The sequence below is a fragment of the Pseudomonas sp. MWU318 genome (assembly GCF_016756945.1).
GTDB lineage: Bacteria > Pseudomonadota > Gammaproteobacteria > Pseudomonadales > Pseudomonadaceae > Aquipseudomonas > Aquipseudomonas putida_A.
The window spans coordinates 805108-817081 of record NZ_JAESJL010000002.1; the positions used below are offsets into that span (position 1 = coordinate 805108).

The following is an 11974-nucleotide window of genomic DNA, read 5'->3' on the forward strand; positions in this document are numbered from 1 at the left end:
AGCCTTCGGCAGCTCCTACACAGGCAACAAAAAAGCACCCCGCAGGGTGCTTCTTGTTAAACAGTCGGTCCTTACTGAGCCGGCTGATTCTGCGACAGAATCAACTTGCCTTCCTTGTCGACCGGAATCTGGTTGCCCGGATCGCGATCCATCCGCACTTTGCCTTCCTTGCCATCCAGCGAATAACGCACGTCGTAACCTACGACCTTGTCGCTGATGTCATTCACGGTGTTACAGCGAGTCTGGGTGGTGGTGTAGGTGTCGCGGTTCTGCATGCCTTCCTGCACCTTGTTACCGGCATAACCGCCACCGACCGCGCCAGCGACCGTGGCAATCTTCTTGCCGGTACCGCCGCCGATCTGGTTACCCAGCAAACCACCCGCTACCGCACCAATCGCGGTACCGAGGATCTGGTGTTGATCCTTGACCGGTGCCTGGCGGGTTACCGCAACATCCTTGCACACTTCACGTGGAGTCTTGATCTGTGTCTTGACCGGCTCAACGGCCAGCACTTGCGCATACTCAGGGCCGCTTTTAACCAGGCTGTAGGTGGCAACAGCACCCCCGGCAGTCACACCGACAGCACCCAATACCGCACCAACCAGCAACGACTTGTTCACATGAACCTCCTGACCATCACATGCGGGACGCGCCCGCGCTTCTCCCAGCCTTGGAGCATAAAAAAAGGCGCGAGTTCAACTCGCGCCTTTTTCGGGCTGACAACCGGTGAAGCGATGGCCGTTATGGACGGTCGTCGACTTCCTTCTCGGTGTTGGCCGGAGGAATCAGATCCTCGGTGCTCAGGTTCAGCCAGATCAGCACCACGTTCGCAATGTAAATCGACGAGTAGGTACCCGCCAGAACACCGATGAACAGGGCGATGGAGAAGCCGAACAGGTTGTCGCCACCGAAGAACAGCAGCGCAGCGATCGCCAGCAAGGTGGAGATCGAGGTCGCCATGGTCCGCAGCAGGGTCTGGGTGGTCGAGATGTTGATGTTCTCGATCAGCGAAGCCTTGCGCAGCACACGGAAGTTCTCACGAACCCGGTCGAACACGACGATGGTGTCGTTCAGCGAGTAACCGATGATCGCCAGTACCGCCGCCAGCACCGTCAGGTCGAAGGTGATCTGGAAGAACGACAGGATACCGACAGTCACGATCACGTCGTGAATCAGCGAAACGATCGCGCCGACCGCGAATTTCCACTGAAAGCGGAAAGCCAGGTAGATCAGGATGCCGCCGAGCGCCAGGAGCATGCCGAGGCCGCCCTGGTCGCGCAGTTCTTCACCGACCTGCGGGCCGACGAACTCGACACGCTTGACCGTCGCCGGGTTGTCGCCACCGACTTTCTGCAGCGCGTCTGCTACCTGATGGCCCAATTGCGGGTCTTCACCCGGCATGCGCACCAGCAGGTCGGTGGTCGCACCGAAGTTCTGCACGATGGCTTCGTGGTAACCGGAAGTCGCCAGTTGCTCGCGCACTTTGGTGACGTCAGCCGGACGCTCGTAGGTCAGCTCGATGAGCGTACCGCCGGTGAAGTCCAGACCCCAGTTCATGCCCTTGTGGAAAACGCTGAACAAGGCCAGAACGGTGAGAAACACAGTGACGCCGAACGCAAAGTTGCGAACGCCCATGAAGTTGATTGTACGTAACATGGCAGCCCCTTAAATCCACAACTTCTTGAAGTCACGTCCGCCGAAGATCAGGTTGACCATTGCGCGGGTCACCATGATGGCCGTGAACATCGAGGTAAAGATCCCGAGGGACATGGTCACTGCGAAACCCTTCACCGGGCCGGTGCCCATGGCGAAGAGGATGCCGCCGACCAGCAGAGTGGTCAGGTTGGCGTCGAGAATCGCGGTAAATGCCCGGCCGAAGCCTTCGTTGATTGCACGCTGCACGGTCATGCCGGCGGCGATCTCTTCACGAATCCGCGAGAAGATCAGCACGTTGGCGTCGACCGCCATACCCATGGTCAAGACGATACCGGCGATACCCGGCAGGGTCAGCGTTGCACCCAGCAGCGACATCAGCGCCAGCAGCAGCACCATGTTCACCGCCAGTGCGACCGTGGCGATCACACCGAAGAAGCGGTAGATGGCGATGATGAACAGCGAGACGAACAGCATGCCCCACAGCGATGCATCGATACCTTTGGTGATGTTGTCAGCACCCAGGCTCGGACCGATTGTGCGCTCTTCCGCGAAGTACATCGGGGCGGCCAGACCACCGGCACGCAGCAGCAGCGCCAGCTCGGACGATTCACCCTGGCCGTTCAGGCCGGTGATGCGGAACTGCGCGCCCAGCGGCGACTGAATGGTCGCCAGGCTGATGATCTTCTTCTCTTCCTTGAAGGTCTGTACCGGTACGTCTTTCTCGACGCCGTCGACAACCTGCTTGACGTAGGTGGTCACCGGACGCTGTTCGATGAAGATCACCGCCATGCTGCGACCTACGTTCGAGCGGGTCGCGCGGCTCATCAGCTCGCCACCGTGGCCATCCAGACGGATGTTCACTTCAGGTGTGCCGTGCTCGCCGAAACCGGCCTTGGCGTCGGTCACCTGGTCACCGGTGATGATCAGGCCACGCTCGATCTGCGCAGGAGGACGCTTGCCTTCACGGAACTCGAAGGTTTCGGAAGTGGCTTTCGAAGCCCCCGGCTCTGCAGCCAGACGGAACTCGAGGTTGGCGGTCTTGCCGAGAATACGCTTGGCTTCGGCAGTGTCCTGCACGCCCGGCAGCTCAACCACGATGCGGTTGGCGCCCTGACGCTGAACGATCGGTTCGGCAACACCCAGCTCGTTGACGCGGTTACGTACCGTGGTCAAGTTCTGCTTGATGGAGTATTCACGGATTTCCGCCAGCTTGGCCGGGGTCATCGCCAGACGCAGCACCGGTTGACCGTTGAGGTCGGCCGGAACAATGTCGAAATCGTTGAAGTTCTTGCGGATCAGCGCACGGGCCTGTTCGCGGGAGTCAGCATCGCTGAAGCCCAACTGAATGGCACCGCCCAGTTGTGGCAGGCTGCGATAGCGCAGCTTCTCTTTGCGCAGCAGGCTCTTGACGTCGCCTTCGTAGACTTTCAGGCGGGCGTCGAGGGCTTTGTCCATGTCCACTTCCAGCAGGAAGTGCACACCACCGGACAAGTCCAGACCCAGCTTCATCGGGTGCGCGCCCAGGTTGCGCAGCCATTGCGGGGTGGTCTGTGCCAGGTTCAGTGCGACGACGTAGTCATCACCCAATGCCTTGCGCACAACGTCTTTGGCCGGCAGCTGGTCTTCAGCCTTGGTCAGACGGATCAGACCGCCCTTGCCGTTGGCGGCCAGCGAGGCTGCCTTGACGTTGATCCCGGACTCACGCAGCGCGGTGCTGACGCGATCCAGATCGGCCTGATTGACCTGCAGTGCCGTGCTGGCGCCGCTGATCTGAATGGCCGGGTCATCGGGGTATAGATTCGGAGCGGAATAAATCAGACCGATCGCCAGCACCGCCAGGATCAGAATGTATTTCCACAGAGGATATTTGTTCAGCATCACGCCGCCCGTTATGAACGCGGGGCGCCTTGCGCGCCCCGTCGATTGAGTAGAAGTTGGAACCTTAGATCGCTTTCAGCGTGCCTTTTGGCAGCGTGGCGGCGATGGCGCCCTTCTGGAACTTCATTTCCACGGTGTCGGAAACTTCCAGAACCACGAAGTCATCGGCCACTTTGGTGATCTTGCCGGCGATGCCGCCGGTGGTGACCACTTCGTCACCCTTCGCAAGGCTGCTCAGCAGGTTCTTCTGCTCTTTGGCGCGCTTGGCCTGTGGACGCCAGATCATCAGGTAGAAGATGACCAGGAAGCCGACCAGGAAAATCCACTCGAAGCCGCCGCCCATTGGGCCTGCAGCAGCCGGTGCAGCTGCGTCAGCCATGGCGTTAGAGATAAAAAAGCTCATTTAGCACTCCAGTTGCAAATGTTGAATCTTGGGGTCAGAAAACTCAGTCCAAAGGCGGAACGGGGAGCCCGCGTTTGGCGTAGAAGGCATCGACAAAGGCGGCCAATGTACCCTGTTGAATAGCCTCGCGCAAACCAGCCATCAGCACCTGATAATGGCGCAAGTTATGGATGGTATTGAGCATGCTGCCGAGCATTTCGCCGCACTTGTCCAGGTGATGCAGATAAGCGCGGGAGAAGTTCTGGCAGGTATAGCAATCGCAGGTCGGATCCAGCGGCGAATCATCATGGCGATGGAACGCGTTACGGATCTTCAGCACGCCTGTATCAATGAACAGATGCCCATTGCGGGCATTACGGGTTGGCATCACGCAATCGAACATGTCCACACCGCGGCGCACACCCTCAACCAGATCTTCCGGTTTGCCAACGCCCATAAGGTAACGAGGTTTGTCAGCCGGCATCATGCCCGGCAGATAATCCAGCACCTTGATCATCTCGTGCTTCGGCTCGCCCACCGACAGACCGCCAATGGCCAGGCCATCGAAGCCGATCTTGTCGAGGCCTTCCAGCGAGCGCATGCGCAGATCCTGGTGCATGCCGCCCTGAACGATACCGAACAGGGCCGCGGTGTTGTCGCCATGCGCGTTTTTCGAGCGCTGGGCCCAACGCAGCGACAGCTCCATCGATACGCGGGCGACGTCTTCGTCAGCCGGGTACGGCGTGCACTCGTCGAAGATCATCACGATGTCCGAACCCAGATCGCGCTGCACCTGCATCGATTCTTCCGGGCCCATGAACACTTTCGAGCCGTCGACCGGGGAGGCGAAGGTCACGCCTTCCTCCTTGATCTTGCGCATGGCGCCCAGGCTGAACACCTGGAAACCGCCGGAGTCGGTGAGGATCGGGCCTTTCCACTGCATGAAATCGTGCAGGTCGCCGTGCTCCTTGATCACCTCGGTGCCCGGACGCAGCCACAGGTGGAAGGTGTTGCCCAGAATGATTTCCGCACCAGTGGCGACGATGTCACGCGGCAACATGCCCTTGACCGTGCCATAGGTGCCCACCGGCATGAACGCCGGGGTCTCGACGGTGCCACGCGGGAAGGTCAGCCGACCACGACGAGCCTTGCCATCGGTGGCAAGCAGTTCAAAGGACATGCGACATTCGCGACTCATTCTGTTTCCTCTGGGCCTGTGTGTTCAGGGGCAGTCGGGGCGGGATTACGGGTGATGAACATCGCATCACCGTAGCTGAAAAAGCGGTAACCGTTGTCGACAGCGGCTTTATAAGCGGCCATGGTTTCGGGATAACCGGCGAACGCCGAAACCAGCATCAACAGCGTGGATTCGGGCAAATGAAAATTGGTGACCAAGGCATCGACCACATGGAACGGCCGGCCCGGGTAGATAAAGATGTCGGTGTCACCGCTGAACGGCTTGAGCACGCCATCGCGCGCGGCACTTTCCAGCGAACGCACGCTGGTGGTGCCCACGGCAATCACCCGCCCGCCACGCTTACGGCACGCGGCAACGGCGTCGACCACGTCCTGGCCGACTTCCAGCCACTCGCTGTGCATGTGGTGATCTTCGATCTTGTCGACGCGCACCGGCTGGAACGTCCCCGCACCGACGTGCAGCGTGACGAACGCAGTTTCGACACCCTTGGCGGCAATCGCCTCCATCAGCGGCTGATCGAAATGCAGCCCCGCCGTCGGCGCCGCCACCGCACCGAGACGCTGGGCGTACACGGTCTGATAGCGCTCACGATCCGAGCCTTCGTCCGGGCGGTCTATATAAGGAGGCAACGGCATGTGCCCGACGCGATCAAGCAGCGGCAGCACTTCTTCAGCAAAGCCCAGCTCGAACAGCGCATCGTGGCGTGCGAGCATCTCGGCTTCGCCACCGCCGTCGATGAGGATCTTCGACCCCGGCTTCGGCGACTTGCTGGAGCGCACATGGGCCAGCACGCGATGCGTATCGAGCACGCGTTCGATGAGGATTTCCAGCTTGCCGCCCGAAGCTTTCTGCCCGAACAAACGCGCCGGAATCACCCGGGTATTGTTGAATACCATCAAATCACCTGGGCGCAAATGCTCAAGCAAATCAGTGAATTGACGGTGTGCAAGGGCGCCGCTCGGCCCATCAAGGGTCAGCAGGCGACTACCGCGACGCTCGGCCAAAGGGTGGCGGGCGATCAGCGAATCAGGAAGCTCGAAGGTAAAGTCAGCAACGCGCATGATGGGGTTCGTCTAGCAGGGCCGGAAAGTCTAGCGGAATTATCAAAAATTGACCATGAAACGTGATTGACCAACGGTAATCACCTCTCTATACTTCGCCGCCATTGAGCCCTGATGGCGGAATTGGTAGACGCGGCGGATTCAAAATCCGTTTTCGAAAGGAGTGGGAGTTCGAGTCTCCCTCGGGGCACCAAAATTAAGAAAGGTCTTGCTTAGCAAGGCCTTTTTTTTCGTCTGCAGAAAAGTGAACGCGTGGCGCTGGCCTCGCGCGCCCCGCACCTCCCCGCGATTTGTTTTTTATCAGAAATCCGGCATGTGAACGCTCACAACCTGCGGGCAATTTCCTTCCAGATGTAGCCATAGTTGTATTTGAGCCAGAGAACCAGCGCTTTATCGAATTGCCTGCGTATCCAACTGCGCTCTCTCTCCGCCAGCCTTTCGTTGATCATGCTATTGAGCGACTCGGGGTCGAAACCCGTCCAGACAGAGGGCACGGCAGCCGCAATGTTGGTGAAACACACCGGTGCGACTTCTGAATAAAGGATCTCGTACAGCACACCGGGATCGATGTTCTTTACCTGACTGGCTATGTAGTCGTAATCCACAGGGAAATCGTTGAACGGATCAGAGAGTGCGACCCTTACATTTTTCAGTTCTGTCTCACTCAAAAAATGTCCCAATGCGAAAACTCCTCCAGTTCTTCATCCAGTGAGTCAGCGACCACTCCACCGGCGACACCACCGGCAACCGATCCCACCAAAACAACAGCTATTGCACAAATGGGAGCCCCTGGACCACAGAGTGCGCTAACTCCCATACCCGCAAGAATACCGCCTACGGCACCACCACCAACGATGATGCCTTGGCGTGCCGCTTCTTTCGGCTTGTTTTCGGCATTGAGGATTTGATAAGTCGCGAGGGCGGCAGTCACCAAGACTCCGAGCTTCCCCATGATCAACATTTTTTTAGTGCCCTTCGTAAACTTCACGTCGTCCCGACCGGCAGCTTCCAAAATGGTGTAGTGAACCTTTGACTGCTCTGCTGCAGTAAGGCTGTTGTAAGGTTTTTTGAAAAGTCGCTCCGAGTAGCGGTCAAAAAGAGACTGCAAAGTCCTGCCATCGGCTTTCTTCTTTTGAACAATCGCCAGACCTTGTGCAGACGTGAATTTGCGGTGTTCCATCATGATCTTGTTTCTCATCTCATGACTGAACTGCACGCCTTCTTGCGCCGTAATTTTCCCGGCCTTTACGTCATCCAAGGTTTGCTGAGACATACGTTTGATGTTTTTCAGATAACTCGCCCGGACTTTTTCATCCGAAATGGCGTCCAGCGAAAACCTCAGCGCAGCGCCTTCCATCAGCTCTAAAGCGCGATCAAGGGGAGATTCCTTCAAAGCGTGCTCACGCTGAACAACATAGCTACCGGTAACAATGTACGGTTCGGTCATAGGATGTTCCTTATCCCAGAATTTTGCTCAAAAGGCTGTCAGTGACGGAGGGGCTATCTGTAGGCGGCTCGTCTTCGAACTTGAGCATCAAGCATTTTTTACCTGAGGGGTTGGTAAATTTGACTGCATTGTCTTTATCGAATATGCCGGGGAGCGAAGAGCCGTCCTCAAAATGCGCAGTGCACGATAAGCCCTCATAGCTTTCCTCGGCGGGAATCTTGAATCCAATCCATCTGGCTTGGCCGATTATCGGCTCTGGTGGAACAAAGGCGCACGGTGTGTGCGTGTCACCAATGATGACTGTGCCCGACCCGCCGATGACGATGCTGCCGTGGGTACCGCCCGTGTTGATAGTGGCGGCGTTTTTGCCATTGATGAATACGGTAGAGGACAAACCAGAGGACAACGCACTGCCGCAGGTGCAGGTATCGCCTTGGCGTGCAGCGGCCAAGCCGTCAAAGAACACGTCAGATGAGCCTGTGGCGATGGGGTTGGTGCCGTGCCCTGGCAGTGGGCAGCTAGAGGGATCGCTTTTACGTGCAGCCGGTTTAGCCATGATGACCTCCTGTCAAAATTTCTCGCGTACAGCGAAACCTATCATAAAGTCAGCGCGCCTTCCTTGACTGATAATGATCGGTTGTAGACGGTCGAGAGCATGAAGCGAACGTCGCAAAATAATGAGACTTCAGGAACAGACCACATTTAGAAAAAGGGGTCCCTCCTTTATTGAAGTGGAGAAGCTCGAGGCAGCCATTGCAGAGAGTAACCAGACCTTGAAAGATATTCGACACCAACAGCTACGTGCAGCACGGTTCATGTGGGCCGACCGCCTAGACAAGGCAGCTCAAGAGTTCGCCACCATCGCAGCACACCTGCACGCCACGGAAAAGGCGATGGGACGTTCAAGCTCTCTCATTGACCTTTACGTTCCACTGCATGTGCCGTTCGGACCGATGTCCATCAATGAAGATACGGTCACTGCGAAGGCATGTGCAATTTCCATTGAGCAACTGATCGCCGCTTGATTGCCCGCGTCTCGACTATCAGTCGTGACGCTCCTCCCCCTAAACCGGAGCATCATTCGCGGAACACCAAACGTGTTCCGCGTAACTGGTGTTCCGGTTGTTCGCATTTGGTGTTTCACCTCTGAAAGCCTTTAATTACTTGGCCTCTAGCGTTTCTGGAACACATGGAACACATGGAACACCATGTTATCGCTACCTATGGATTAGCGTTCCCCTCACCCCTTTTCACGGCGTGAACCTTCAGCGCGAGCGGACGCGCCGGTAAGGGGGGCCCCTACACGGGTTATCAGACTCGCAGGTTTCCTCTAGCTGAAAAAAAAGCCTGAATGTCCGTCTTTAATAACTAATCACGCTCTAAGATATTTCTTCGGCAAAGCCCCATCAAAAAGAGAATAAAAGTAATTAATATCTACTGCTTTATCCGTACCAATTTTGATAGACGAAGTGTTCTTATAAAAAAAATCAAAATGGTATCTGGGGTGAATTTCGCCATTTTCATTATCTGGATCATCATCAAATCGAAAGTACCCATGATCATCCGCAATCAAAGCGAGAAACGCATCGTAATACAATAACGCATCGGCAATTTCGAATCCGAAATCTGTAGCTATCGAATAAACTATTTCATCATGACATGGTAATCCCTGCCTAGATGTAAGTATTGCATTACGCATAATAGATATGAAACTACCACTCACCTCGACACCCACGAGATCAAAGTTAAAAGCGACCTTCTCCCCGTCATCAACAATATGGAATGGTATTGCCATAGAAAAAAAACCATCTGACTTTCTTATTAGGGCGCGGCAATAATCCCCAGAAAATATAGCAAAGTCAAAATCCTCATCGTATGCAGACAACTTGCAGTGACCACATGTATTTACCAACTCCGCCAAATGAAGAATATTACTAAGATTATCAAATGAGTTCCTTACGGCAACAAAACCGCCCATGCGATAATCCGGTACCTCCTTGAAAAAAAAAGCCGTCATAGCATCCGATGCCTCTCGTACTCCATATTTAATAACGTATCAAGATATCCATCATCATATTCCGAGTCTCCAATCATAGTATTTATTCTATTAATTAGTTTCGCGACCAAGCGCGGACTTGCGCCTCTCTCGGAACAGAACTGCCTAACTACCTCCTCTACCGTTTGCATCTGATCAAGGACAATAAATTCTTGTTGGTTATTTATTTCTTCCGCAGACGGAACGCGCAAACTCATGCAATTATTTTCTGTCAAATAACTTAAGCCCAAATTGATATTCTGAACCGTTTCAAAGTCAGCTCTGCGTCCGACCACTAAATGGCTTTCCAAGAAAGAACGAGCCATCATAGTATAAAGCGCGTTCCGGAATGACGGCTGCCTATTCAAATTCAATGCGAAACAGATTACAAATGGAAATTCCAGACCTTTGGCATTATTTATATTTGAAACAAAAAACTTTTCAGGATCACTAGTTTTAGTTTCAAAAGAAACGTTAACCTGCCATCCTAACCGTTCTGCCACTACCCCCTTCAGCTGCGTGATAACGTCATAAATATAATTATCTTTATCCAAAAATATTATCGCGACATCACCTTGCTGTGCACTCGGGTGTCGCGCAATGATCGCCATCACTACGTCAACCAACTGCTCCGCTATCGAAGCCCCTTCTCGTAACGTTTGAACAGTAGTGCTTTTGAAGTCTGGTGGAATATCTTCGAACCGACGTAACGGATCACGTGAAACTATAGCGTTACCCTCTTTTTCAGTGTAAAGGTAACCACATGCATCCCATTCTCGAGGTTTTAACCAACGTAATACTGGCTTTTCGAACAACCCCATGCCTAAAGCATGTGAAAACATTAAGTTTTTGGGGTCCGTACGATAGCATTTCTTAAGAACCATATCTGCACGATTGACACCCTCATCGATCGGGCGAAAAATATTCTGAAAAACATCACCAGCAACAAAAACTTTCTTCGCAGTAACCAGCTCACATAGCTCAATAAAGCTAGGCGTAAAATCCTGGCTCTCATCGACAAACACATAATCGAATATAGTTTTTCGATCCCCCGAAAGCGCTTTGATATCAGTTATGGCTCTTTTGCAAAGGAAGTCAAAGCTTCCCGACTGTAGGCTTCCAAAAGGTATTCCGTAACAGTGGCAAATATATCTGTACATGCCAGAGAACGGATCTCTTGAGCTCCCCCAAGAGTGAAAGCAAAAAAGTTTATTACCCCAGTCTATTTGGCGTTCCACCCGCATAAAGTCGAAAAAACTAGGAATCCTGCTTTTCATGGAGGACGACAATATTTTATTAAAGCAAGTAAACGCAATTCTGGCCGTCTGATCCCGAGAGTATATTTCTTTCATTTTATGCAATAAGAGCTCGGTCTTCCCTGATCCTGCAAGTCCTTGAATTACAAATTTCTTGCCGCCACCCGAGCGAAAGACAAAGCTTGTCTGATCAGTATCAAACAGGATAATTTTAGACTTTATTGAGTCAAGCAGATCCCTTGCCTCTAGGTTAACCTTGGAGACATCATTGATACTTCCAACTACCAGAGATGTGATCAAATCCACCAAGCGCCCGCTTGCTGGTGATTCCGCCCTTCTACTCTCAAAATCAATCTCGCTTCCATCGCAAGAATCAAATAGAGTTTCCCAATGTTTCTTCCGGCCTATCTTCTCCCTGTATTTAAACTTCTCAGAAAGAAATGAAATATCCTCAATAAAATCATCCATATATTCCGCAAATAAAACATCATCACCACCCACATTTAGAAAAAATGGACGCATACCTGAGATAAAAACTGCTACAGCGTTTTCATAATCATAAACTGCGTCATCTTTAGACAGTGGCCGGCGCAAAACGTATGTCTGCTTTTTGTTTCGCTCTGCAAATGCTTCGATTTGGTCTTTAACGCCTGCTTTCTCAACGAGCTCTTGCGCATCTGTGGCATAAAAACAGTAATCCGACATAACGTCTTTCCTCGTAATTCCCTATCACGCGCTGGGGCGTATCCTGGATGCTTGGCCTTAGCAAAGCTTTTTCGTAAATCAATCTACTGATAGTAAGTCATTCGCACAGTTTTGCTAGCTTGCGCGTCTGCACCGAGCTAACGGAGCCCTTCCAAGGAAGATTCGGGAATGAGAGTGACTCTCATAACCCACCGCCAGCATTCGTCGCCGGCTTTCGGAATGGCTTAATCCGAGCTCGGTGGTAGCCTCGCCTACCCTCAGCCTCCCTCTCTGACGCTGGCGACCACTATCCCTTTACGACCGACAATCATCAGGATACTGTCGACGTATAGCAAAACGCCATATTTTTGCTACCG

Annotated in this window: 12 protein-coding genes and 1 tRNA gene; 2 read left to right on the forward strand and 11 right to left on the reverse strand. The window is 53.7% G+C overall.

Going from position 1 to position 11974, the window contains the following annotated elements:
• Positions 1–71 precede the first annotated feature (71 nt).
• From JN524_RS07600 to queA, 6 genes are all read right to left on the reverse strand, one after another.
• Positions 72–620 carry a glycine zipper 2TM domain-containing protein gene (locus JN524_RS07600; RefSeq protein ID WP_027612139.1) on the reverse strand — a complete coding sequence of 183 codons (549 nt, stop codon included), beginning with the start codon at positions 618–620 and terminating at the stop codon, positions 72–74.
• Between the two features lie 121 nt (positions 621–741).
• On the reverse strand, positions 742–1656 hold the full coding sequence (gene secF, locus JN524_RS07605; protein ID WP_096795519.1) for a protein translocase subunit SecF: 915 nt from the start codon (positions 1654–1656) through the stop codon (positions 742–744).
• Positions 1657–1665: 9 nt separating this feature from the next.
• Positions 1666–3534, reverse strand: a complete 1869-nt coding sequence (gene secD, locus JN524_RS07610; RefSeq protein WP_123589091.1) for a protein translocase subunit SecD — start codon at positions 3532–3534, stop codon at positions 1666–1668.
• 64 nt (positions 3535–3598) lie between these two features.
• A complete protein-coding gene (yajC, locus tag JN524_RS07615; protein ID WP_003227923.1) occupies positions 3599–3937 on the reverse strand; it encodes a preprotein translocase subunit YajC in 339 nt (112 codons plus the stop codon).
• A 43-nt stretch (positions 3938–3980) separates the two neighbouring features.
• Positions 3981–5096 (reverse strand): tRNA guanosine(34) transglycosylase Tgt, encoded by a 1116-nt coding sequence (tgt, locus tag JN524_RS07620; protein WP_161794909.1) that lies wholly within the window; start codon positions 5094–5096, stop codon positions 3981–3983.
• Positions 5097–5110: 14 nt separating this feature from the next.
• Complete coding sequence (gene queA, locus JN524_RS07625) at positions 5111–6175, reverse strand: tRNA preQ1(34) S-adenosylmethionine ribosyltransferase-isomerase QueA (RefSeq protein WP_202368978.1); 1065 nt, start codon at positions 6173–6175, stop codon at positions 5111–5113.
• Positions 6176–6283: 108 nt separating this feature from the next.
• Here queA and JN524_RS07630 point away from each other — a divergent pair.
• Positions 6284–6368: transfer RNA gene (locus tag JN524_RS07630), tRNA-Leu, on the forward strand.
• A 130-nt stretch (positions 6369–6498) separates the two neighbouring features.
• Here the strand turns inward: JN524_RS07630 and JN524_RS07635 are convergent.
• The 3 genes from JN524_RS07635 to JN524_RS07645 are packed head-to-tail and all read right to left on the reverse strand — an operon-like array spanning position 6499 to position 8178.
• Entirely contained in the window at positions 6499–6855 is a 357-nt protein-coding gene (locus JN524_RS07635) for a DUF7079 family protein (protein ID WP_202368979.1), read from the reverse strand.
• Positions 6840–7622, reverse strand: coding sequence for a hypothetical protein (locus JN524_RS07640; RefSeq protein WP_202368980.1), 783 nt, complete (start codon positions 7620–7622; stop codon positions 6840–6842). Before JN524_RS07640 ends, JN524_RS07635 begins: the two co-directional genes overlap by 16 nt.
• 10 nt (positions 7623–7632) lie before the next feature.
• Complete coding sequence (locus JN524_RS07645; protein ID WP_202368981.1) at positions 7633–8178, reverse strand: PAAR domain-containing protein; 546 nt, start codon at positions 8176–8178, stop codon at positions 7633–7635.
• Between the two features lie 121 nt (positions 8179–8299).
• Between JN524_RS07645 and JN524_RS07650 the strand changes: the two genes are divergently transcribed.
• Positions 8300–8647, forward strand: a complete 348-nt coding sequence (locus JN524_RS07650; RefSeq protein WP_202368982.1) for a hypothetical protein — start codon at positions 8300–8302, stop codon at positions 8645–8647.
• A gap of 347 nt (positions 8648–8994) precedes the next feature.
• On the opposite strand, the gene JN524_RS07655 is transcribed toward JN524_RS07650, so the two are convergent.
• A complete protein-coding gene (locus JN524_RS07655) occupies positions 8995–9600 on the reverse strand; it encodes a hypothetical protein (RefSeq protein ID WP_237402970.1) in 606 nt (201 codons plus the stop codon).
• A 35-nt stretch (positions 9601–9635) separates the two neighbouring features.
• Positions 9636–11618 carry a DEAD/DEAH box helicase gene (locus JN524_RS07660; protein WP_202368984.1) on the reverse strand — a complete coding sequence of 661 codons (1983 nt, stop codon included), beginning with the start codon at positions 11616–11618 and terminating at the stop codon, positions 9636–9638.
• Positions 11619–11974: the final 356 nt, after the last annotated feature.

Coding starts and splice junctions, on each gene's coding strand:
- secF (WP_096795519.1), bottom strand. CDS start 1,656: ATGTTACGTACAATCAACTTCATGGGCGTTCGCAACTTTGCGTTCGGC.
- secD (WP_123589091.1), bottom strand. CDS start 3,534: ATGCTGAACAAATATCCTCTGTGGAAATACATTCTGATCCTGGCGGTG.
- yajC (WP_003227923.1), bottom strand. CDS start 3,937: ATGAGCTTTTTTATCTCTAACGCCATGGCTGACGCAGCTGCACCGGCT.
- tgt (WP_161794909.1), bottom strand. CDS start 5,096: ATGTCCTTTGAACTGCTTGCCACCGATGGCAAGGCTCGTCGTGGTCGG.
- queA (WP_202368978.1), bottom strand. CDS start 6,175: ATGCGCGTTGCTGACTTTACCTTCGAGCTTCCTGATTCGCTGATCGCC.
- JN524_RS07640 (WP_202368980.1), bottom strand. CDS start 7,622: ATGACCGAACCGTACATTGTTACCGGTAGCTATGTTGTTCAGCGTGAG.
- JN524_RS07645 (WP_202368981.1), bottom strand. CDS start 8,178: ATGGCTAAACCGGCTGCACGTAAAAGCGATCCCTCTAGCTGCCCACTG.
- JN524_RS07650 (WP_202368982.1), top strand. CDS start 8,300: ATGAGACTTCAGGAACAGACCACATTTAGAAAAAGGGGTCCCTCCTTT.
- JN524_RS07655 (WP_237402970.1), bottom strand. CDS start 9,600: ATGGGCGGTTTTGTTGCCGTAAGGAACTCATTTGATAATCTTAGTAAT.
- JN524_RS07660 (WP_202368984.1), bottom strand. CDS start 11,618: ATGTCGGATTACTGTTTTTATGCCACAGATGCGCAAGAGCTCGTTGAG.